Origin of the sequence: Paractinoplanes rishiriensis (assembly GCF_016862375.1) — a bacterium.
Classification (GTDB): Bacteria; Actinomycetota; Actinomycetes; order Mycobacteriales; family Micromonosporaceae; genus Actinoplanes; species Actinoplanes rishiriensis.
Window position 1 is genome coordinate 310,037 of sequence record NZ_BOMV01000057.1, and the last position, 19,402, is coordinate 329,438.

Below are 19,402 nucleotides of genomic sequence, written 5' to 3' on the forward strand. Positions count from 1 at the left end.
CGGGTCGACACGGGCCTCTGCGTAGCAAGCACGGCGTCCTCCTAACCGGGGGTGCAGGTGTTGTACAGGGTCACGAACGTCGTCGACGGGGATTTGCCCGAGTTGCCGGCGGCGTCGGCGGCGGTGACGGAGATCGGGATGCGGGTGGCCGACTTCGGCATCGGCAGCGGGCCCAGCGTGCCCTGGAAGACGCCCCGGCCGCTCGACTTCATCGCGACGGTCGAGGAGGTGCCGCCCAGCGTGTAGGTGAAGCTGACCTTCAGCTCGGCCGGCCCGCTCCGGTCGTCGGTGACCGTGGCCGTGATGGTGCTCGTACGGTTGCCGTATTGGCAGTTTTCCGACTCCATTGTCGACGGGCTCGCCGAGGCGGTGCCGACCGTGGGTGCGGTGGTGTCGGGACGCGGTGTCGGTGAGGTGCTGGTCGACGGGGTCGGGGTGGGCGTGGTGGTCGACGGCGTCGGCGAGGCGGACGCGGACCGGCTGGGCGTGGTGCCCGGGCCGGCCGGCGGTGGTCCGGTCGTCGCGGTCGGGACCGGGGTCGCCGAGGCCGGCGGCGTTACCGAAGCCGGCGACGGAAGGGGAGTCACGCTGGACGGGCCGGCGACCGCGGGAAGGGCGGCGGCCGGGTTGGCCTGGCCGCCCGCGACGGCCGTGTTGTCGGCGGCGGCGTAGCGGTATCCCACGCCGCCCAGCAGCAGCGCCGCGGCGAGGGCGCTGCTGGCCAGCGCCGTCCTTTTGCGACCGCGCCGCCAGCCACTCGCGGTGGAACTGCCGACCGTCGTCGAGGCGAGGCTGATGGCGCCGCCGGCGCCTTCGGGGAACGGCCACAGCGCGGCGAGCAGGGCGGCGCGGAGGGCCAGCTCGCGGAGACCACGCTCCTCCCAATCTGAGCCGTACGCGGTGCCGGCCACCCGCTCGAGAACGTCGAGGAAGGCGAGGGCGTGCTGCGGCCGGTCGGCGGGCTGCTTGGCCAAGCCGTGCCGGAGCAGGTCGTGCACCACGGCCGGGGCCGGATCGGTCGGGATGGGCGCGTTGGCGTGCTGCTCGTGCAGGACGAACAGGTTCGGTCCGTCGTACGGCGGCTTGCCGGTGAGGCACTCGAAGAAGGTGGCGGTGGCGGCGTAGATGTCGCAGGCGGGGGTCGCCGGGACGCCCATCCACTGCTCGGGGGCCATGTACCGGGGCGTGCCGGTGACGACGGTGTCGGCGCCGTCGCCGACCGACGTGGCGATGCCGAAGTCGGCGAGCTTGCTCCGCCCTTCACCCGTGACGAGCACGTTCTCCGGCTTGTAGTCGCGGTGCACGACGCCGCGTGCGTGTGCCGCCCCGAGCCCGGCCAGGGAACCCTTCAGCACGCAGAGCGCCGACTCGGGGGTGGTCGGGCCGTGCTCGCGCAGCATCTGCCGCAGCGACACGCCGTTGACCAGCTCCATGACGATCGCCGCGCCGTCGGCGGACTCGACGTATTCGTACAGCCGGGAGATGTGCGGGTCGTCGATCTCCCCGAGGAGCCGCGCCTCGTTGCGGAAGGCGGCCCGGAACGAGGCGTCGTCCCCGAGGCTGCGCACCAGATACTTGATCGCGACCGGGGTGCCGGTCGCGTCGTGGGTGGCGAGCACGACGCTGCCCGAAGCGCCGGCGCCGAGCTGACGAACGGGGGTGTAGCCGGACAGCTGCCAGCCGCTCATGCGAGGCACTCCACCGTCAAGGGGCGGATGTCTGCCTCCGCCGCGCCGATCATTCTGGTCGCCGAGAGGCTACCGGGGATCCGCGCAACGGCTGCTTTCGCCAACCGGACGGGCGACCCCACCCGGATACGATGCGGGCGTGACCGCCCGACCGCCGGCGGGCCGGAGGCGGACTGGCGAGCGGACGTGCTCGACCGCCTGGCGCACGCTCGTGAGTTCCGGACGCCGCGCCCGGTCAGAGCCCGGTCGGGACAGTGGGTCGTCGACGGGTGGGAAGCGCTGCAGTGGGTCCCGGGTGCCGCGGACGAGAAGCGCGTGTCCGATGTCATCCGGGCGGGGGCGGCGTTCCACCGCGCCGTTGCCGGCCTGGCGAGGCCGGCGTTCATCGACACGTCGGACGACCCGTGGGCGTGCGCCGACCGGATGTCGCGGCTGCCGTGCATCGGGACAGTGGTTCCGCGTCCGTCCGGGTGGCGCATGATGTGGTGGCTGCCGCTCACTCTCGCGATCTTGAAGCCATGTCGCTCCAGCGCGCGTATCCAGCGCGCGAACGATCCGGGAGCCGGGGGACGGAGGGAAGCGGAGGCATCAGGCAGCCACGGTGACCGAAAGCTCCCGAGGAACGCCGAACTCCTCGATCAGGCCGATGAGCGCATTGCGGAGATCTTCCAGTGCGGCTTCCTCGGTGTCACCCTCGCCATGTGCACCCACTCCGGGACGCAGCTGGGCGTGAGCGCACCAGATGCCGTCCTCGTCGCGCTCGACGACTACCGGCACGGTCACGGTGCGAAACTCGGCTATGAAGGCACCATAGCGCGACAATGAACGCTCCCCAGGTCTGTACCGAGCGCGGCTTGCCTCCCGCCACGCCTTCGATCACGCGACTATAGTCGTGAGACTAGGGAGGATCAAGGGGTTCACCGGAGGGGCGACTGTCGCTGCCGGGTGATGCGCTGGCGGGCGGCCTCGTAGAGCACCGCCGTTGCCGCATTCGCGGCGTTCAGGGAGCTCGCGCTGCCGACCATCGGGATCCGCACCATGCGGTCGGCCAGGTCGCGCCACGCCGCGCTCAGGCCCTTGGTCTCGTTGCCGATGAGGAGCAGCGTCGGCACGGTGAGGTCGCAGTCGAAGATGTCCACGTCGCCGTGTTCGTCGGTGCCGACCAGCTGCACCGGGGTGCCGGCGGACCGATGGTGGTCGAGCCAGGATGTCACGTCCTGGGCCGAGGGCACCCGGACGGTGGGTAGCGCGAAAAGGGAGCCGGTGCTCGCCCGGACCGACTTGCTGTCGTAGACGTCGGCGGCGTGGCCGGTCACGACTACGCCGTGGGCTCCGAAAGCGTCGGCGGAACGGATGATGGTGCCGATGTTGCCGGGGCTGGCCGGGCGGTCGAACAGCACGCCGAGGAAGTCGTCCGGGACCCTGATGCGGCCGAGGTCGTCGTCCGGGATCTCCAGCACGGCGATCACCTCGGGCGCCTCCTCGTTCTTCTCACCCAGTTCGGCGAGTAGCTCGGCGGACATGCCCACCTGCTCGGCGCGCGTCGTGCGGAGCAGGTCGTGCGCCCACGTCGAAAGCTGATGCTCCTGGTCGAAGATCAGGGTGCGGATCGGCCAGCCCTGCTCGACGGCCACGTTGATCGGCCGGACGCCCTGCACCAGGAACTCGCGGGAACGCTGGCGCTTGTTGCGGTTTGTCAGCAGGGCCTGCCACTGCTGGAAACGGGCATTCCTCGACGTGATCTGCCGCGTGGGCGCCAACCCGGTCCTCCCGGTCGCTGCTGGTCCGAGCGTCCCCAGGTTACCGGCCTGGTGTCGCGGGTCAGTCCACGGGCAGCTCGCGGCGGACCACCTTGCCGGTGGCGTTGCGGGGGAGCGCGTCCAGGAACACCACGTCGCGCGGCACCTTGTAGCGGGCCAGGCTCGACCGTACGTGGTCCTTGATTGCTTGTGGATCCCGGGCGGAGCCGTCGGTGGGCACGATGAAGGCGCGCAGTCGTTTGCCGAACTCCGGGTCGTCGACGCCGATCACCGCGACCTCGAGCACGTCCTCGCGTTCGGCCAGCAGGTTTTCCACCTCGACCGGGTAGACGTTCTCGCCGCCGGAGATGACCATGTCGTCGTCGCGGCCGTCGATGAAGAGCAGGCCCTCGGCGTCGAAGTGGCCCTGGTCGCCGGTCGCCATGTAGCCGTCGACGACCTGTTTGTGCTGGCCGTCGGTGTAACCCTCGAAAGGGATTCCGGTACGCACGAACACCCGGCCGGTCACCCCGGGCTCGGTGATCCGGCGGTCGTTCGCGTCGAAGAGCGCCACGTGCACGGTCACCGGTGGCTTGCCGACCGTCCCGGGCGCGCGGCGTGACTCGGCCGGCTGGGCCACCGACGCGACGGCGACCTCGGTCGAGCCGTACACGTTGTAGATGACGTCGCCGAACGTGTCGTGGAAACGGTTCGTCAGCTCGGGCGCCAGGGCGGAGCCGGCCACGAAGACGGTTTTCAACGACGATGTGTCGTACCGCTCAATGATCTCTGGTCCTAACGCGAGGATCCGGGTGAGCATGGTCGGCACCGCGACCAGCATCTGTGCCCGATGCTCGGCGATCGCGCGCAGGATGCTCTCCGGGTCGAAGCGGCGCAGCAGCACGGCGTGGTTGGCCAGCGACAGCCCGACGGTCCAGGCGCCGAAGCCGGTGCTGTGGAACAGCGGGGACGCGAAGACCGCCGCGCCCTGCCGCGGGAACGGGATCCGGTCGGCGATCAGGGCACTCGCGAGCGGCGACACCTTGGTGCGCGGCGCGCCCTTGGGCAGTCCGGTGGTGCCGCTGGTCAGGATGATGAAGCCGCCCGGCCGGTCGGGCAGCGGCAACGGGGTCACCGGGTGCGCCGCGATCAGCTCGTCGAGGTGGGTGCCGGGGGCGGAACCCCAGGTGAGATAGCGCGGGAGGTCGGCGGGCAGGCCGTCGACCAGGTCGGCGAACTCGCTGTCGTACAGCACCACCCGGACCTTCTCCCGGGTGACCAGCTCGGCCAGCTGTTGCTTCGCCAGGCCGGTGTTCATCAGCGCCAGGCGCAGCGTGGCCCGGGCGGTGCCGCTGATCGCCAGCAGCAGGCCGCGGTGATCGCGGGCCAGCACACCGACCACCGAGCGGTCCGGCAGGCCGAGCTCCTTGAGGGCGTGCGCCAGGGCGTTGGACTGTTCGTCGAGCTCGCGGTAGGTCAGGGTGCCGAGTTCGTCGGTCACCGCCGGGGCGTCCGGGTGCTCGGCGGCCCCTTTCATGATCAGGGCGGCCTGCGGGCCGAGCCGGCCGTTGTTGACGGCCGCGCGCAGCAGCCGGCGCGGGCGCAGCAGATTGACGATGCCGATCTGGTGCATCCGGAGGACGGCCTGCAGATTTTCGATCATCTTCGGAGCCCTTGTTCGAGGGGCGGCGGACGGTGATCCCGAGAGGTTGGCGTGACCGTAATGAATGAACCCGGTTACGGCAAGGAGCGGGCGTCATCGCGCGCCGGTGCAGTTCCGGTGCAGGACCGATGAACGGCATCGCGACGCTACGTGGCATGTCTCGACATCGACGAACTGGGCGAACCCCGCCGGGCGGCGCGGTGTGGTGTTACGCCTCGGCGTGGCTGTGGCGGCCCACCTTCCCCGCGGATCAAGCCGGTCGGGTCGTGGACGGAGATGCGGACCGGGAACCCGCGGGTGACGCTGCGTATCCGCTCGGGCGGTCCGGCGCACCACCGGTCCGGCGTACGCCGTGCCGTGCCCGCTGACCGACGACCTGATCTTCCGTTGCATCGGCTTCTCATGAGTGGAAGGAATCTGACTGCCATGTCCGGACGCCTCCGTAAAACCGCGATAGTCGCCGCGGCGGCATTGACCCTGGGCGTCTTCTTCGCCGTCCCGGCCCGGGCGGACACGGCCGTCTACGAGGGTTTCGAGGGCAACCCGTACGAGCAGTGGACGACCCGCGACACGCCCGGCGACAGCCTGGTCTGGCTCGGCGATCACACCCAGGCCCGGACCGGAACCCACGCCGCCCAGCTCTGGGCGCCGTTCGACGTGCCCGCGCGGGCCTACCGCACGATCACCGTGGACCGGCCGATCGGCGGCCCGGTGACGTGTTACGGCGAGGCGTACCTGAAGCGGGCTCCCACGTTGCGCGGCATGCCGGGAACGGACAAACAGCCCCTGGTCCGCATCTTCATCAAGGACGGCGGCGCGTTCGGCACGGTCGTCCTCGGCGGCAACACGTACGACCTCGCGAATTTCGAGTACGGGCGCGCCGCCTTCGCCACCTTCGCCTACCGGAACCCGGTCATGACCGTGGAGATCTCGGTCACCGGCGGGCTGGCCTACGTCGACGACCTGTCCGTGCGATGCCTGCTCGATCCGCGCTGAACGCCCGAAGGCTGAATGACCGAAAGGATGGACCTACCGTGATCCGTCGTCTGCACGCCGTCACCGCCGCCCTCGTCCTCACCGCGGCCGGCAGCCTGACCATCGCCTCCCCGGCCGAGGCCGAGCCGTTGCCGATCACCGAAGGCTTCGAAGGCACCCCGTCCGCCCGGTGGACCACCTTCACGGTGCCGACCATCACCAGCGTGTTCCTGGGCAACAACCCCGACATTCAACCCCGCAGCGGTACGAACGTAGCGATGCTGACCTCCTACCCGGACGCCCCGGCGCAGGCCTCGATCTTCCGCACGATCACCCCCGACACGACACCCTCCTCGGTCCAGGTGCAGGTCTGGGTCCGCCGCTTCGCCTACCAGAACGAAAACGACGAATCCGTCCAGGTGCAGTTCCGGGTCCGCCAGGGTGGCCGCACCGGCCGCATCATCTCGAACATGGGCCGAGCCGTCCGCGAGGTCCGCGTGGTCCGCGGCACGGCCCTCTGGGAAGTGCACAATTTCCACCCGGCCCGCCCGGCCGGCACCTTCACCGTCGAGATCTCCGCCTACCTGGGCACGGTGATCATCGACGACCTGACCATCACCACCACCTGACGAGACGTCAGGGGTGGAAGCGGTAACCCATCCCGGGCTCGGTGATGAAGTGCCGGGGATGGGCCGGGTCGGGTTCGAGTTTGCGGCGTAGCCGGGCCATGTACTGGCGTAGGTAGTTGGTTTCGGTGGAGTACTGCGGGCCCCACACGTCGTGGAGCAGGGCGCGCTGGCTGATCAGTTTGCCGGGGTGGCGGAGCAGGTGGTCCAGCAGCTCCCACTCGGTGGGGGTCAGCCTGATGTCACCGCCGGTGATGGTGCGGTCGGCCAGGTCGATCGTGTAGGGGCCGACCGCTACGACCGGTGGCGTCTCGTCGGTGGGGCGGGCGCGGCGGGTCACGGCGCGGATGCGGGCCAGCAGTTCGTCGATGCCGAACGGCTTGGTGACGTAGTCGTCGGCGCCGGCGTCCAGGGCGTCCACCTTGTCGTGGCTGTCGGCCCGGCCGGAGAGCACGACGATCGGCATTGTGGTCCAGCCGCGCAGGCCGCGGATGACGTCGACGCCGTCCACGTCGGGCAGGCCCAGGTCGAGGACGACCAGGTCGGGCGCGTGCTCGGCGGCGGCTCTGAGCGCGGTGGCGCCGTCGGCGGCGGTGTGCACCTCGTAGTCGCGGGCGCGCAGGTTGATGCGCAGGGCGCGGAGGATCTGCGGGTCGTCGTCGACCACCAGGACGCGGGTCATGCTGCCGGGCCCGGCCGGGTGGGCAGCGCGACGACCATGGTGAGGCCGCCGCCGGGTGTCTCGTCGGGAGTGAGCGTGCCGCCCATGGCTTCGGTGAGGCCGCGGGACAGGGCGAGGCCGAGGCCGACGCCGGTGTGGTTGTCGCGGTCGCCGAGGCGCTGGAACGGCATGAAGACATCGTCCCACCGGTCCGGCGCGATGCCGGGGCCGTGATCGATGACGCGAACCTCGATGGTGTCGCCGTGGGCGCTGGCGGTGACCGCGGGCGGCCGGCCGGGCGGGCTGTAGCGCAGCGCGTTGGCGATCAGGTTGCCGAGGACGCGTTCGAGCAGACCCGGGTCGGCGTGGACCGGCGGCAGGTCGTCCGGCGCGTGCACGGTGACCGTGCGGCCGACCGGTCCGAGGTCGTCCAGGGCGCGCGGGATGACCTCCTCGGCGCCCACGTCGACCGCGTTGACGCCGACGACGCCGGCCTGCAGGCGGCTCATGTCGAGCAGGTTGGCCACCAGACGGTCGAGCCGGTCGAGGGACTCGTCGGCGGTGGCGAGCAGTTCGGCGCGGTCCTGTTCGTCGAAGGTGACGTCCCCGGCGCGCAGGCCGGCGACGGCGGCCTTGGCGGAGGCGAGCGGCGTGCGCAGGTCGTGGCTGACCGCGGCGAGCAGGGCGGTGCGCATCCGGTCCGCCTCGGCGAGCGGCTTCGCGGCGGCGGCCTCGGCGGTCAGGTGCTCCTGGCGCAGCGCGACGGCGGCCTGGGCGGCGAACGCCTCGACGATCCGGCGGTCGCCGGCCGCGAGCGGGCGGCCGCGGATCAGCAGGGTGAGGTCGTCGTCCACGCGAACCTCCGCGTCGGCGTCCGCGGTGGCGGTGCAGGGGGTGCCGCCGACCGTGGCGACGACGGTGCCCCGTTCCAGCAGGGTGACGGCGTCGAGGCCGAACGTCTCGCGGAGGCGTTCCAGCAGCGCGGGCAGGGGCCGGTCGCCGCGCAGGACGCTGCCGGCCACGGCGGCGAGGGTCTGCGCGTCGGCTCCGGCCTCGGCGGCCTGCCGGGTGCGCCGGGCGGCGGTGTCGACGACCCAGCTGACGGCCACGGCGACCACGACGTAGACGGCGAGGGCGATCAGGTTGTCCCGGGCGGCGACCGTGAGGCCGCCGGTGGGCGGGGTGAAGTACCAGTTCAGTAGCAGCGAACCGCCAATCGCGGCGAGCAGCGCCGGCCAGAGGCCGCCGATCAGCGCGACCGCGATCACCGCGACCAGGAAGATCAGGATGTCGTTGGCGAGGGCGAGCGAGGGTACGGCCAGCAGCACCGCGGTCAGGGCGGGCAGCCCGGCCAGCGCGGCGCCGAACCCGGCCGCCCGCCGGCCCCGGGACAGGGCCGGCGGCAGGCGGCGGTCCCGGCGGCCGCGCCCGGCGCGCTCGTGGCTGACCAGGTGGACGTCGATGCTGCCGGAGCGGGCGGTGACGGTGACGCCGACGCCGGCGGCGAACAGCTGGGCGAACCGTCCGCGGCTGCTGGCCCCGAGCACGATCTGGGTGGCGTTGACGCCGCGCGCGAAGTCGAGCAGCGCGGTGGCCACCTCGGCGCCGGCGACCTGGTGGTACGTGCCGCCGAGGCTCTCCACCAGCACCCGCTGCCGGGCGAGGGCGGCCGGGTCGGCGCCGGCCAGGCCGTCGTTGCGGGCGACGTGCACCGCGAGCAGGTCGGCGCCCTTGGTGCGGGCGGCGATCCGGGCGGCCCGGCGGATCAGCGTGTCGCCCTCGCGCCCGCCGGTGAGCGCTACCACCACCCGTTCCCGGGTCTCCCAGGTGTCCTCGATGTCGTGGTCGGCGCGGTACCGGTCGAGCTGGTCGTCGACCTGGCCGGCGAGCCAGAGCAGGGCCAGTTCGCGCAGCGCGGTGAGGTTGCCGGTGCGGAAGTAGTTGCCGAGGGCGGCGTCGACCTTCTCGGGCCGGTAGATGTTGCCGTGCGCCATCCGGCGGCGCAGCGCCTCCGGCGTCATGTCGACCAGCTCGACCTGCTCGGCGGCGCGGACGACGGCGTCCGGCACGGTTTCGCGTTGCTCGACGCCGGTGATCCGGGCGACCACGTCGTTGAGCGACTCCAGGTGCTGGACGTTGACGGTGGTGAGCACCGTGATGCCGGCGTCGAGCAACTCCCGGACGTCCTGCCAGCGCTTCGCGTTGCGGCTGCCCGGGACGTTGGTGTGTGCCAGCTCGTCGACGATCGCCACCTCCGGGTGGCGGGCGAGGACGGCGTCGACGTCCATCTCGGTGAAATGCGTGCCGCGGTACGCGACGGCGCGCCGCGGTATCACCTCGAGCTCGCCGAGCATGGCGGCGGTGTGTTGCCGGCCGTGCGTCTCGACGAACCCGATGACGATGTCGGTGCCGCGTTCGGCGCGCCGGTGGGCCTCCTCGAGCATGGTGTACGTCTTGCCGACGCCCGGGGCGGCACCGAGGTAGATGCGCAACTGCCCGTCTGCCATCCGGGTCCTCCCTACTACTGGCGTGCGTCGAGCGCGAGGTTGAGTTCGAGGACGTTGACGCCGGGTTCGCCGAGGAAGCCCAGCGCCCGGCCGTCGGTGTGCTCGCTCACCAGTGTGCGCACGTCCGCCTCGGTCAGGCCGCGTTCCCGGGCGACCCGCGGCACCTGCAGGGCGGCGTACGCCGGGCTGATGTGCGGGTCGAGTCCGCTGCCGGACGCGGTGACGGCGTCGGCCGGCACGGCGGGGTTCGCCGGTGCGTCGCCGCGGATCGGGGTGATGACGCCGCCCAGGGCGACGTAGTCGGTGCCGGTCCGGGCCGGTTCCACCGGCACGCCTTCGTAGGTCGCCAGGAACGGCGTGCCGGTCTCGTTGACCGACACGGCGCGGGTGACCGGGCCGGTGAAGCCGTCCCGCCGGAACACCGCGAGGACCGCGCCGACCCCACCGGCGGTGCAGTACGGGCGCCGGCCGTCGACGCCCTCCAGCTCGCCGACGGCCAGGCTGCGGACGCAGACCTGAGTGAGCAGCGAGGGCGTGTCCGTGTCGACGACGCTTTCCGGGCCGAGGTTGCTGGGGGCCGTGCCGGGCCGGCTCTGGAAGTACCGCTGTACCGGGTTGCCCTGGGCATCGGTGAACGCCTGCCCGATGAGCCGGCTGCCGGCGACCTGGCCGGACGCGTTCGCGATGAGCGAGCCGTCGGCGCGGCCGGGCATCGCCCGGGCCACCCCCACCATGGCGAGGGGGTACGCGAGACCGAGGACGACGGTGAGGGCCAGCAGGAGGCGCAGCGCCGCGAGGTGCCGGGCGAGCCAGGGGGGTAGTCGCATGGTCACATTCCCGGGATGAACTGGACGAGCAGGTCGATGAGCTTGATGCCGAGGAACGGCGCGACGACGCCGCCGAGCCCGTAGATCGCCAGGTTGCGGCGCAGCAGGGCGCTCGCGCCGGCCGGCCGGTACCGCACGCCGCGCAGCGCCAGCGGGATCAGCGCGACGATGACCAGGGCGTTGAAGATCACCGCGGACAGGATCGCCGAGCCGGGCGAGTGCAGCCGCATGACGTTGAGGGCGTCGAGGCCGGGATACACGCCGGCGAACATGGCCGGGATGATCGCGAAGTACTTGGCGATGTCGTTGCTGATCGAGAACGTCGTCAGCGCGCCCCGGGTGATCAGCAGTTGCTTGCCGATCTCGACGATCTCGATGAGCTTGGTCGGGTCGGAGTCGAGGTCGACCATGTTGCCGGCCTCCTTGGCGGCCGACGTGCCGGTGTTCATGGCCACCCCGACGTCGGCCTGGGCCAGCGCCGGTGCGTCGTTGGTGCCGTCGCCGGTCATCGCGACCAGCCGGCCGCCCCGCTGTTCCCGTTTGAGGTAGGCGAGTTTGTCCTCCGGCGTGGCCTCGGCCAGGAAATCGTCGACGCCGGCCTCGTCGGCGATGGCCTTCGCGGTGCGGGGGTTGTCGCCGGTGACCATCACGGTGCGGATGCCCATCCGGCGCATCTCGTCGAAGCGGGCCCGCATGCCGGACTTGACCACGTCCTTGAGGTGGATGACGCCGAGCACCCGGTCGTTCTCCGCGACCACCAGCGGGGTGCCGCCGGCGGCGCTGATCCCGTCCACGATTTCGGCGACCTCGGCCGACGACGATTTCGCCCAGCGCAGGACGGCGGCCGCGGCCCCCTTGCGGATCTGCCGGTCGCCGAGGTCGACCCCGCTCATCCGGGACTGTGCGGTGAACGGCACGAACGTGGCCCGCGCCATCTGGCCCGGCTCGCGATCGCGGAGCCCGAACGCGGTCTTGGCGAGCACCACGACGGACCGGCCCTCCGGGGTCTCGTCGGCCAGGCTGGACAGCTGCGCCGCGTCGGCCAGGACGGCGGCGGTGACCCCGTCCACCGGCACGAACTCGGCGGCCTGCCGGTTGCCCAGGGTGATCGTGCCGGTCTTGTCGAGCAGCAGGGTGTCCACGTCGCCGGCCGCCTCGACGGCCCGGCCGGACATGGCGAGCACGTTGCGCTGCACGAGCCGGTCCATGCCGGCGATGCCGATCGCGGACAGCAGCGCCCCGATGGTGGTCGGGATCAGGCAGACCAAAAGCGAGACCAGCACGATGCCGGTGACGCCGTCGTCGTTGATCGCGGCGGTGTCCGGGGCGGCCGCCTGGTACGCCATCGAGTAGACGGCCAGCGGCTGGAGGGTCACCACCGACAGCAGGAAGATGACCGTGAGCGCGGCGAGCAGGATGTGCAGAGCGATCTCGTTCGGGGTTCGCTGCCGGTCGGCGCCCTCGACCAGAGCGATCATCCGGTCGATGAAGCTCTCGCCGGGCCGCTGCGTGATCCGTACGACGATCCGGTCGGAGAGCACCCGGGTGCCGCCCGTGACGGCGGACCGGTCGCCGCCGGACTCGCGGATCACCGGGGCGGACTCGCCGGTGATCGCGGACTCGTCGACGCTGGCGATGCCCTCGATGACGTCGCCGTCGCCGGGTATGACGTCGCCGGCCTCGACCACCACGGTGTCGCCTGGCCGCAGGTCGGCGGCCGGGACGACCTCGCCGGTCGGGCGCCGGGCTACGGTGTCCGACCGGGTCTCCCGCAGCGCGGCGGCCTGTGCCTTGCCGCGGCCCTCGGCGACGGCCTCGGCGAGGTTGGCGAACAGCACGGTGAGCCACAGCCAGACCGTGACGATCCAGGCCAGGGTGCTCGGGTCGGTGGCGGCCAGGACCGTGGTGAACGCGGCGCCCACCTCGACGATCAGCATCACCGGGTTGCGCCACAACGTGCGCGGGTCGAGCTTGCGCGCGGCGTCCGGCAGCGACCGCCACAGCTGCCGCGGATCGAGCAGCCCGGTCACGACAGGGCCTCCGCGAGCGGGCCGAGGGCGAGGGCGGGCAGGAAGGTGAGGGCGACCAGCACGACGGTGACCCCGGCGAGCATGCCGACGAACAGCGGCTGGTGGGTCGGCAGGGTGCCGTCCGTCGCGGGCGTGGGCTGCTGCCGCGCCAGCGAACCGGCCAGGGCCAGCACGAGCACGATCGGCAGGAACCGGCCGAGCAGCATCGCCAGGCCCAGCGCGGTGTCCCACCACGGCGTGTCCACCGTGAGGCCGGCGAACGCCGAGCCGTTGTTGTTGCCCGCCGAGGTGAACGCGTACAGCACCTCGGAAAGGCCGTGCGGCCCGGTGTTGAGCGCGGTCGCGTTGTTGCCGGTGGCGAACGCCGCCGCCGTGCCGGTCAGCACGATGGTGGGCGTGACCAGCAGGTACAGCGACGCGAGCTGCATCTGGCGGGCGCCGATCTTCTTGCCCAGGTATTCCGGGGTCCGGCCGACCATGAGCCCGGCGACGAACACGGTGAGCACCGCCAGGATCAGCAGGCCGTAGAGCCCGGCGCCGGCGCCGCCCGGTGCGACCTCGCCCAACATCATGTTGACCAGCGGCATCATCCCGCCCGCGGCGGTGTACGAGTCGTGGAACGAGTTGACCGCCCCGGTCGACGTCAGCGTGGTGATCGCGGCGAAGGACGCCGACTGCGAGACGCCGAACCGGGTCTCCTTGCCCTCCATCGCCGCACCGGCCGCCTGCGGCACCGTGCCGTCACCGGCCAGTTCGAACGCGTTCGTCAGCGCGATGCTCGCCATCGCGAGGATCGCCATGACCGCGACGATCGCGTATCCCTGCCGGTTCTGCCCGGCCATCCGGCCGAACACCCGCGGCAGGCTGACCGGGATCAGCAGGATCAGGAACAGCTGGAGCAGATTGGTCCAGCCCGCCGGGTTCTCGAACGGATGCGCCGAGTTGGCGTTGTAGAAGCCGCCTCCGTTCGTGCCCAGCTCCTTGATCACCTCCTGGGAGGCCACCGGTCCGCCGGTGAGGTGCTGGGTCGCGCCGGTCAGCGTCGTGACGTCGGTGCCGCCGGACAGGTTCTGCACCATGCCGGCCGCGACGAACACCACCGTGCCCAGCACGGCGATCGGCAGCAGCACCCGCAGCGTGATCCGGATCAGGTCGACCCAGAAGTTGCCGAGCTGACCGCCCCGCGCCGAGGCCAACCCGCGCACCAGCGCCACGGCGACCGCGATACCGACCGAGGCGGATACGAAGTTCTGCACCGCGAGGCCGGCCATCTGCACCAGATGACCCATCGTCGATTCGCCGGCGTACGCCTGCCAGTTGGTGTTGGTCACGAAGCTGACCGCGGTGTTCCACGCGACGTGGTCCGGCACCGCCGGCCGGCCCAGCGACAGCCACAGCCGGTCCTGAACGCGCAGAAAGAGATAGAGGAAGAGGACGGCGACCGCTGAGAAGGCCAGGACGCTGCGCGCGTACACGCCCCAGGACTGCTCGGCGGCCGGGTCGACGCCGACGATCCGGTACAGGCCCCGCTCGACGCGGGACGGCGAGGTGCCCGAGACCACGCGGAACAGGTAGTCGCCGAACGGCCGGTAGGCGGCGATCAGGGCGGCGGCCAGGAGGGCCAGCATGAGGACACCGGCTGCGGTGGGGCTCATCAGAACCGCTCCGGGAACAGCAGGGCCGCGACCAGCAGGCCGGTCAGCACGACAGCCAGGATCAGGCCGATGGCGTTGACGGCGCTCACCAGCGTTCGACCGCCCGGATCAGCACGGTCAACGCTGCGAACAGCACCACCGTGACCAGGACGAACACGAGATCAGCCACGAAGGACTCCTCAACGGAAGGCGGGGGTTGCGCTTCCAGCTGAGCTCTCGCGGACGGCCGTTGTCACCGGCGTTGACGGCTTAGGTACGCGTACCGCCCGGATATTCACGCGTTGTTGACGTCTCACCCGCAGACCGGGCGCCGCGGGATGCCGGGCGCGTGCCGGTCCCACAGCTCCGCCGGCAGGTCGTGGCCGGCGAAGCGGCAGGCGGCCGCCACCGGGTCGGCCAGCACGTCCAGGATCGGGCGGAAGTCGTGCAGGCGGACCACCGATTCGTTGGTGTACTGGCTGCGTACCAGGTCGGGGGTGTGGGTGGCGGCAACCAGGCCGGTGGCTGTCATGGCGACGTGCCGGTGGTAAACGGTGCCGTCGCCGGTGGTGAGCTGGGCGGCCCGGTACGGCGCCGCCGGGTCGGTGACGTCCCAGACGTTCATGGCGCCCGGCACGGCCAGGATCAGGGCGTTGCCGTGCAGCAGGCCCTGGCTGGCGTCCGCGCCGTCCGGTGGCTCCTGCCGGCTCAGCAGTGCCGGCCCGGCCGGGTCGGCGGTGTCCCAGGTGGTGCCCGGGCCGGTGCCGTCCGTCACGAAGGTGCGGCGGCCGTCGGCGGCGACCACGATCGGGCTCTCGCCGTCGGCGACACCGCGCTGCGCCAGCCGGGCCGGCCGAGCCGGATCGGTGAGGTTCCACCAGATGATCGTCGGGTCGGCGGCCCTCGGGGCGGTCACCGTCAGCAGCGTCCGGCCGTCGGGGGTGAAGGCGACGGCCGGCGCCGGGTGGCTCGACGGCAGGGTGGCCAGCTGCCGGGGAAGGTGCCGGACGTCCCAGAGGAACGCCGAGGAGTCCGGCTCGGCGGCGCGCACGACGAGCAGGGTGCCGTCCGGCGACAGGGCGAGCGGCTGCAACTCCTCCGGACCGGTCCGGGGGAGCGAGGCGGTCCGCTCGACGCGGCCGTCCGGGGTGACCGACCACACGCCGACACCACCCTGATCGTCGGTCGCGGCGTATCGGCGGGCGCCGGCGTCGAACACGGCCGGCCAGTGCGCGTCGCTGCCCGAGGGCCCCGATCCGGCCGGCCCGGTGCGCCGGGGATCGTGCTGGTCGCGTACCTCCCAAAGGGATGGACCCACGACGGCCGTGACCAGCAGATGCGAGCCCTCCGGCCGGAAGGCCAGGCCGTTGATGTTGGTGAGCGGAAGGGGCAACGTGGCCAGCGCCGACGGCACGGTGTGGTCGGACAGGCGCCAGAACGAGGGCGGGCCGGAGCCGTCGGTGACCAGCGCGACCGTGCCGTCCGGGGCGAGATCGGCGCCGGTGACCTGGTGGTTGCTCAGCACCAGCTGGCGAAGCGACCGCGGGGTGCCGTCGCCGAGCTGCCAGATCTCGCTGCCGCCGCCGGTCGCGGTGACCAGGTGCCGCCCGTTCGGGGTGAAGGCCACCGAGTCGGCACCGAGGCCGACCGGACCCGGCGGGCGGAGGGCCTGGGTGCGGTGGGGCACGGCGTTGTCGCGTACGCTCCACAGCTCGACGATCCCGTCGGTGCGCCCGATCGCGAGGGTGCCGTCCGGTGCCAGCGCGACGCTGCTCGCCGAGATCTCGATCGTGCCGGTGATACGGGGCTGCTCCGGCCGGGTCAGGTCGGCGAGGACGACGCGGCCGTTCGCGGCGACCACCATCGTGCGGGAGTCGGCGGAGAAGGCGAGCGGCGGTCGCGGGGGCGTGCCGGACACGTCCCGGCGGGTGACGGCGAGTGTGCCGAGGGCGCGGGGCCGGTCCGGATCGGCGAGCGACCAGAACCGCATCGGCCGGTCCGGCATCAGGGTGGCCAGCAGGCCGTCGGGCGCGAACTGGACGTGGTGGGCGGGGATGCCGGTGGCGGTCGCCCGGTCGGCCGACACCAGGGTGAGGCGGTCGTCGACGGCCAGCGCGATGGTCCGGCCGTCCGGGGCGAAGGCGCACCCCTCGACCCGGCCGGGGACCTCGATGGTCCGGTCGACGGTGCGGCGGGCGGTGTCCCAGACCCGGACCGTGTCGTTCAGCCGGGTGACGACCCGGGTGCCGTCCGGCGACCAGGCCTGCCGGCCGCCGCACGGGGTGTCGTCCCGCTCGGTGAGTGCGCCGGCGTAGCGGTTGGTCAGCAGGGCGCGGGTCAGCGCGGCCCGGGCGCCCGGCGCGCCCAGTCGAAGGGCGAGGGCCTGGAGCAGCAACGCGTTCGTCGGGTCGGCCGGGCGCAGGGTGGCGGCGGCCGGCAGCAGTCCGGCGGCGACCTGTCGCTGGTGCGCGGTCCGGGATTCGCGGACGGCGGCCACGGCACCGCCGGTGGCGAGCATCAGCACGGCGACCAGCGCGGCGAAGACCGGATTGATCCGGGTACGGCTCAGCCGGACCGCGGCGGTCAGGTCGGCGGCGAAACGCACCCGGGCGTCGCGCAGCAGCGGCTCCGGCAACGTGTCGCGGTCGGTGGGAGTGGCCAGGATCGCGCGCAGTCCCTGGCGTACGGCCTCATCAAGCTTGTTGCGGAGGCCACCCACCGGGCGCAACCCACGATCGGGGTGGAGCTCGGCCGTGATCGCGCAGCGCCGGTCGAGGTTGCGCAGCCGCAGCGCCGGCGGCGGCCGGCGAGCCAGGTCGGCGAGCGCCACCCCGAACGCGGCACCCAGCGAACCGCCCGCCACCTCGTCGCACGGCAGGCCGTCGGTGGTGAGCGTCCACACGACACAGTGGTCGTGGAGCGGGCCGGTGCGCCAGGCGACGTCCAGCGCCTCGGCGAAGCGGGTGTCGGCGGCCAGGAACAGCATCCGGCGCGGATCGGGGTAGAGGCCGGGCGGGCCGCCGTCCAGCAGGGTCAGGCGCAGCATGCCGTGCGCGCCGCTGGAGCGGCGGTCGAAGAGCACGGGGAGTTCGGCTTCGCGGCGCCGGCCCGGCCAGGCGTCCGTCAATCCCAGCAGGACCAGACAGAGGATGCCGTACGCGCTGCGGTCCCGCGCTGCGGCGTCGTCGGTCAGGACCGCCAGCCGGCGGGCGACCGCACCGGCCCGCGGAGCCTCGATGCCGGCACCGGTCAGCGGCAGCGTGGGCAGGACGTTCGCCCGGCGCCAATGGCCGGCCGCCGCGCGCAGCCGCCGATCCGCGTCCGGTGGGATGCCGGAGAGCAGGGACAGCAGGTCGCCGGCCGCGCGTGCCGCGGACAGCGCCGGGCCGGTGTCCGGTGTGGACGGCGGTCGGAGGCGGGACTGGCCGGGCCAGGCCGAGCGGGTGGCCAGGGCCAGGGCCGCGTCGCCGTCCGGTGCCAGCCGGGCGAGCAGGCCGGCGGTCGCCGCCGGACTCCCGGCCGCGGCCCGGCACAGCTCGAACCAGGTGCCGGGGCCGAACATCAACCGGCTGCACAGGGCATACCGGTCGGCGGCCGTGGGCTCAGCGGGCGGCATCCCGGATCACCTGGCCGAGCGGGTCGTGTGCCGGGCGGTCCGCGAGGATCTGCCACCATCCCGTCATCGCCGGGTCGGGCGTCGCCCGCACGGACCGGGCGACCGCGGCGTCGTGCGGGTCGACGGTGGCCACGTCGGCCGGCTCGTCGACCGTCACGTCGAACCACGCGGCCGTGGTGCCGAGACGCAGCGCGGCGACCGCGCCGCCGCCGGCATCCGGCACGAACACCAGGAAGTAGCGCAGGTCGTCGCGTTCGGTGGCGACCTCGACCGGCAGCACCGTGCCGGCCGGGACGGCGTGCTCCACCCGTACCAGGAACTCGATCTCACCGGGCCCGGACTGCCGCACGGTGATCTCGCGCCCCCCGGCTCGCCACTCGTCGACCGCCCGGTCGGCCTCGGTGGACGCGGCCAGCCGCACGCCGGACCGGTCGAAGCGGGGCAGGCGCAGCCGGTTGCCGTGCGCGGACGGCCGGGTGAGCGGGTTGACCGGGGCCGGCTCGGCGACGCCGGCCGGTGGCGGCCGGCGGAAACCCAGCAGCGACATCCAGTAGCGCTGCCACAGGCTCGCCGGTGCCCGCTCGGCGGCCGGCCGGACACCGAGGAGCCGGTCGCGGTAGCGGCGCCGGAGCGTGCTCACGGCGTCGTCTCCCGCTCGGCCGCGACCGCCGGCCGCGACGCGCCCAGCTGGGCGAGCAGCGCCGGAGCCGAGGCGCCCACCGCGATCGCGGTCAGCACACCGGAGATCTGGGTGTGCAGCACGACGGCGGCCGTCGCGCCGAGCAGGAGCCGGGTGACGGCAACCAGCGAGTCGGCGGCCGGATCGAGGTATCGGGTCAGCGGCGGCAGCCGGCGTCCCCGGCGCCGGGCCTCGTGCCGGGCCTGCTGCCAGGCGGCCAGGTTGCCCCAGACCGCGACCGCCTCGACCAGCCCACCGCCGACCATGCCGAGTGCCGCCGCGACCGCCCAGTCCATGCCGCCATTCTCACCTATGTGGACGGACTGGCGTCACCGCGCGGCGGGATATCCCGGGATCTGCCGGCGCTGCGCCGCGCTGGCCGCCCAGTGCCCCAGGTCGAGCAGGCCGGCGACCACGACCCAGAACCACTCCCAGCCGGTCAGGCCGATGCCCGGGGTGTAGAGAACGACGTAGATCAGGGTGGCGAACGGCAGGAAGATGATGCCGAGCAGTGGCCAGATGAAAGTGTCGAAGGCCGCGTTGACCAGGGCCGGCCGGGCGATCCAGATGATGAACAGACCGAGCCGGGGGAAGATTCCGGCGAACAGCGCGAACAGACAGCCCATGGTCGTCCTCCTGTCGGGCACTCCGGCCTTGATGGTCGCGGCCGGGGGAGGGCGCGGGCTTCATCCGCCAGGGATGGCCAGGCCGTGCTCCCGGAACTGGTGGCCACGCCGATGCAGGCCCCGCCCGAGTT

The 19,402-nt window shown here is 72.7% G+C and carries 17 protein-coding genes; 2 read left to right on the forward strand and 15 right to left on the reverse strand.

Going from position 1 to position 19,402, the window contains the following annotated elements:
• Window positions 1-41: 41 nt before the first annotated feature.
• The 5 genes from Ari01nite_RS25890 to Ari01nite_RS25905 form a co-directional block, all read right to left on the reverse strand.
• Complete coding sequence (locus tag Ari01nite_RS25890; protein WP_203784752.1) at window positions 42-1,688, reverse strand: serine/threonine-protein kinase; 1,647 nt, start codon at window positions 1,686-1,688, stop codon at window positions 42-44.
• Window positions 1,685-2,188 carry a type II toxin-antitoxin system HicA family toxin gene (locus tag Ari01nite_RS50035; protein ID WP_239163022.1) on the reverse strand — a complete coding sequence of 168 codons (504 nt, stop codon included), beginning with the start codon at window positions 2,186-2,188 and terminating at the stop codon, window positions 1,685-1,687. The genes Ari01nite_RS25890 and Ari01nite_RS50035 overlap by 4 nt, the downstream gene beginning before the upstream one ends.
• An 88-nt stretch (window positions 2,189-2,276) precedes the next feature.
• The gene (locus Ari01nite_RS50040; RefSeq protein WP_239163023.1) at window positions 2,277-2,471 is read right to left on the reverse strand and encodes a type II toxin-antitoxin system HicB family antitoxin; all 195 of its coding nucleotides are present in this window, start codon (window positions 2,469-2,471) and stop codon (window positions 2,277-2,279) included.
• Between the two features lie 134 nt (window positions 2,472-2,605).
• A complete protein-coding gene (locus tag Ari01nite_RS25900; protein ID WP_203784753.1) occupies window positions 2,606-3,448 on the reverse strand; it encodes a TrmH family RNA methyltransferase in 843 nt (280 codons plus the stop codon).
• Window positions 3,449-3,509: 61 nt separating this feature from the next.
• Window positions 3,510-5,090 (reverse strand): acyl-CoA synthetase, encoded by a 1,581-nt coding sequence (locus Ari01nite_RS25905; protein ID WP_203784754.1) that lies wholly within the window; start codon window positions 5,088-5,090, stop codon window positions 3,510-3,512.
• 426 nt (window positions 5,091-5,516) lie between these two features.
• Here Ari01nite_RS25905 and Ari01nite_RS25910 point away from each other — a divergent pair, with 426 nt between their 5' ends.
• Together Ari01nite_RS25910 and Ari01nite_RS25915 are read left to right on the forward strand one after the other, a co-directional pair.
• On the forward strand, window positions 5,517-6,086 hold the full coding sequence (locus tag Ari01nite_RS25910) for a hypothetical protein (RefSeq protein WP_203784755.1): 570 nt from the start codon (window positions 5,517-5,519) through the stop codon (window positions 6,084-6,086).
• Window positions 6,087-6,124: 38 nt separating this feature from the next.
• On the forward strand, window positions 6,125-6,694 hold the full coding sequence (locus Ari01nite_RS25915) for a hypothetical protein (protein ID WP_203784756.1): 570 nt from the start codon (window positions 6,125-6,127) through the stop codon (window positions 6,692-6,694).
• A 7-nt stretch (window positions 6,695-6,701) separates the two neighbouring features.
• On the opposite strand, the gene Ari01nite_RS25920 is transcribed toward Ari01nite_RS25915, so the two are convergent.
• The 10 genes from Ari01nite_RS25920 to Ari01nite_RS25965 form a co-directional block, all read right to left on the reverse strand.
• Window positions 6,702-7,373, reverse strand: coding sequence for a response regulator (locus Ari01nite_RS25920; protein ID WP_203784757.1), 672 nt, complete (start codon window positions 7,371-7,373; stop codon window positions 6,702-6,704).
• Entirely contained in the window at window positions 7,370-9,859 is a 2,490-nt protein-coding gene (locus Ari01nite_RS25925; protein ID WP_203784758.1) for a DUF4118 domain-containing protein, read from the reverse strand. The genes Ari01nite_RS25920 and Ari01nite_RS25925 overlap by 4 nt, the downstream gene beginning before the upstream one ends.
• Window positions 9,860-9,873: 14 nt before the next feature.
• The gene (locus Ari01nite_RS25930) at window positions 9,874-10,686 is read right to left on the reverse strand and encodes a potassium-transporting ATPase subunit C (RefSeq protein ID WP_203784759.1); all 813 of its coding nucleotides are present in this window, start codon (window positions 10,684-10,686) and stop codon (window positions 9,874-9,876) included.
• A gap of 2 nt (window positions 10,687-10,688) precedes the next feature.
• Window positions 10,689-12,716: a potassium-transporting ATPase subunit KdpB gene (kdpB, locus tag Ari01nite_RS25935; protein WP_203784760.1), complete on the reverse strand. Its 2,028-nt coding sequence runs from the start codon at window positions 12,714-12,716 to the stop codon at window positions 10,689-10,691.
• Window positions 12,713-14,371, reverse strand: a complete 1,659-nt coding sequence (gene kdpA / locus Ari01nite_RS25940) for a potassium-transporting ATPase subunit KdpA (RefSeq protein WP_203784761.1) — start codon at window positions 14,369-14,371, stop codon at window positions 12,713-12,715. Before kdpA ends, kdpB begins: the two co-directional genes overlap by 4 nt.
• Window positions 14,371-14,460 carry a K(+)-transporting ATPase subunit F gene (gene kdpF / locus Ari01nite_RS25945; protein WP_203784762.1) on the reverse strand — a complete coding sequence of 30 codons (90 nt, stop codon included), beginning with the start codon at window positions 14,458-14,460 and terminating at the stop codon, window positions 14,371-14,373. Before kdpF ends, kdpA begins: the two co-directional genes overlap by 1 nt.
• Window positions 14,461-14,663: 203 nt before the next feature.
• Window positions 14,664-17,966, reverse strand: coding sequence for a WD40 repeat domain-containing protein (locus tag Ari01nite_RS25950; RefSeq protein ID WP_203784763.1), 3,303 nt, complete (start codon window positions 17,964-17,966; stop codon window positions 14,664-14,666).
• The gene (locus Ari01nite_RS25955) at window positions 17,953-18,606 is read right to left on the reverse strand and encodes a hypothetical protein (protein ID WP_203784764.1); all 654 of its coding nucleotides are present in this window, start codon (window positions 18,604-18,606) and stop codon (window positions 17,953-17,955) included. The genes Ari01nite_RS25950 and Ari01nite_RS25955 overlap by 14 nt, the downstream gene beginning before the upstream one ends.
• Window positions 18,603-18,941: a hypothetical protein gene (locus Ari01nite_RS25960; RefSeq protein WP_203784765.1), complete on the reverse strand. Its 339-nt coding sequence runs from the start codon at window positions 18,939-18,941 to the stop codon at window positions 18,603-18,605. Before Ari01nite_RS25960 ends, Ari01nite_RS25955 begins: the two co-directional genes overlap by 4 nt.
• Before the next feature lie 33 nt (window positions 18,942-18,974).
• Window positions 18,975-19,271 (reverse strand): hypothetical protein, encoded by a 297-nt coding sequence (locus Ari01nite_RS25965; protein WP_203784766.1) that lies wholly within the window; start codon window positions 19,269-19,271, stop codon window positions 18,975-18,977.
• Window positions 19,272-19,402: the final 131 nt, after the last annotated feature.